Source organism: Acinetobacter sp. NBRC 100985, assembly GCF_000241225.1.
In the GTDB taxonomy this organism is placed as follows: Bacteria; Pseudomonadota; Gammaproteobacteria; order Pseudomonadales; family Moraxellaceae; genus Acinetobacter; species Acinetobacter venetianus.
Map to the genome: position 1 here is coordinate 1 of NZ_BAEB01000050.1, position 2,466 is coordinate 2,466.

General features: G+C 39.3%; 2 protein-coding genes. One reads left to right on the forward strand and one right to left on the reverse strand.

The window, feature by feature from the left end:
- Positions 1–30: 30 nt before the first annotated feature.
- Complete coding sequence (locus ACT4_RS15350; RefSeq protein WP_034605346.1) at positions 31–1,776, reverse strand: glutamine--tRNA ligase/YqeY domain fusion protein; 1,746 nt, start codon at positions 1,774–1,776, stop codon at positions 31–33.
- Positions 1,777–1,942: 166 nt separating this feature from the next.
- Between ACT4_RS15350 and ACT4_RS15355 the strand changes: the two genes are divergently transcribed.
- Positions 1,943–2,452, forward strand: a complete 510-nt coding sequence (locus ACT4_RS15355; protein WP_004878677.1) for a peptidylprolyl isomerase — start codon at positions 1,943–1,945, stop codon at positions 2,450–2,452.
- The last annotated feature ends 14 nt before the right edge of the window (positions 2,453–2,466 follow it).

Here is a 2,466-nt window from a genome sequence, read left to right on the forward strand (position 1 = left end):
AGTGTCTTTTTATTTTTAATTAGATATAATTTAAAATAAGTTTATAAAATCATTTTTTTCGATTTTAAAACTATCTTTTAAATCTAAAATACGATTAAACACAGGTTTCTCTGGATTGTGATCATGTTGATCCGCGACAAAGTAACCTTCACGTTCAAATTGGAAACGATCTTCTGGTTTTGCTTGTGCCAAAGCAGGTTCAATCACCGCTTGAACCACTTTTAATGATTCAGGATTTAGGTGCGCTAAGAAATCATCATCTGCATCTGGCGCAGCTTCAGTAAATAAACGATCATAAATACGAACTTCAGCAGGCACACCTTTGCTCGCAGAGACCCAATGAATCACGCCCTTAACCTTACGTCCTTCAGGGTTTTTACCTAAAGTTTCAGGATCAATTGAACATTTTAGTTCAATGATTTCACCACTTGCATCTTTAATCACTTCATCACATTTGATCACATAAGCATGGCGTAAACGCACCTCACCTTCTGGTATTAAACGCTTAAAGCCTTTTGGCGGTACTTCTTCAAAATCTTTACGATCAATATAAATTTCACGTGTTAATGGAATAACACGCTCGCCCATATCAACATTCGGATGACGTTTATGCGTTAAATCTAATTCTTCTGGTAAATTAGTTAACGTTACTTTCAATGGATCAAGCACCGCCATACCACGAGCTGCTGCATTTTCTAAAGACTGACGAATACAGAACTCAAGCATCGCGACATCAACAATACCATCAGTTTTTGATACGCCAACACGCTTACAGAAATCACGTAAACCCTCAGGTGTGAAACCACGACGTCGCATCCCAACGACAGTTGGCATACGTGGGTCATCCCACCCTTGTACATAATTACCTTCAACCAGTTTACGTAATTTACGTTTAGAGGTAATCGTATAATCCACATTTAAACGAGAAGATTCATACTGACGCGGTACAGCCTGAGAATGAACTTTTTCTACAATCCAATCATAGAATGGACGGTGGTCTTGGAATTCTAAAGTACAGAGTGAATGAGTAATACCCTCAATCGCGTCAGATAATGGATGAGCATAGTCATACATTGGATAAATTTTCCATTTATCGCCTGTTTGGTGATGTTCTGAATGAAGCACACGATAAAGAATCGGGTCACGCATGTGTACATTCGGACTCGCCATATCAATCTTGGCACGTAGTACAGCACCGCCTTCTTTGATTTCACCATTACGCATTTGTTCAAAGCGCGCAAGATTCTCTTCAACAGAAGCATCGCGATAAGGTGAGTTTTTACCCGGCTCAACGAAATTACCGCGATTCAGCTTAATTTCTTCTGGAGTTTGCAAATCAACATAAGCATCACCTTGTTCAATCAACTGAACAGCCCATGCATACAGTTGATCAAAATAACCTGAGGCATAGCGAGGCTCGCCATTCCAGTTAAAACCTAACCATTTCACATCGTTGGCGATACCATCAACATATTCTTGTTCTTCAGCATCTGGGTTAGTATCGTCAAAACGTAAGTTACATAACCCATCAAATTCCTCAGCAATACCAAAGTTCAAACAGATTGCTTTTACATGACCAATATGTAAATAACCATTTGGCTCAGGAGGGAAACGTGTAACAACTTTTTGCGTACGTCCATCTTTTAAATCATCAGTAATGACTTGACGTACAAAATCTAAGCCTACCTGTTGTTCTTGCTGCTCAGCATCGACAGTGGCTTGGGTATTCGGTGTCGGGTTCTTTGGCAGTTCTGAAACAACATCATTTGGCTTCATAGGGAGTAAATCACTTCTTACTGTTAAAAATAGGACATAAAAACGCAATCTTTGCTTTTTCTCAAAGATTTTAACGTTTTTTACTTGCCTTGTAGTTTACAGTTTGCTTATGCTTCTCTCAACCAAAAACCCATGGTCACAAGACCATGTTTAGGAGATTAATGTAATGAGTTTTCCTCAAGTCGAATTAAATACCAACAAAGGTCGTATTGTTCTTGAGCTTAACGCTGAAAAAGCACCAAAAACGGTTGCAAATTTCTTAGAATATGTACGTGACGGTTTCTATGACGGCGTAATTTTCCACCGTGTGATTGATGGTTTTATGATCCAAGGCGGTGGCATGGATGAAAACTTTAAAGAAAAAGCAACGCGTGACTCAATCGAAAACGAAGCTGACAATGGCTTAAGCAACGATGAAGGTACAATCGCAATGGCGCGCACACAAGCACCTCACTCTGCTTCTGCTCAGTTCTTTATTAACGTAAAAAACAACTCTTTCTTAAACCACACTGGTAAAACAGCTCAAGGCTGGGGTTATGCAGTATTTGGTAAAGTTGTTGAAGGTATGGACATTGTAGGCGAGATTAAAGGCGTTCGTACTGGTAACCGTGGTTATCACGCTGATGTTCCTTTAGAAAACGTTGTGATTGAATCTGCTAAAATTATCTCTGAATAATAATCCTCCTACCT

What these genes read in the sequence shown, in the direction of transcription:
- ACT4_RS15350 (WP_034605346.1), bottom strand. Translation starts at nt 1,776, where the DNA reads ATGAAGCCAAATGATGTTGTTTCAGAACTGCCAAAGAACCCGACACCG.
- ACT4_RS15355 (WP_004878677.1), top strand. Translation starts at nt 1,943, where the DNA reads ATGAGTTTTCCTCAAGTCGAATTAAATACCAACAAAGGTCGTATTGTT.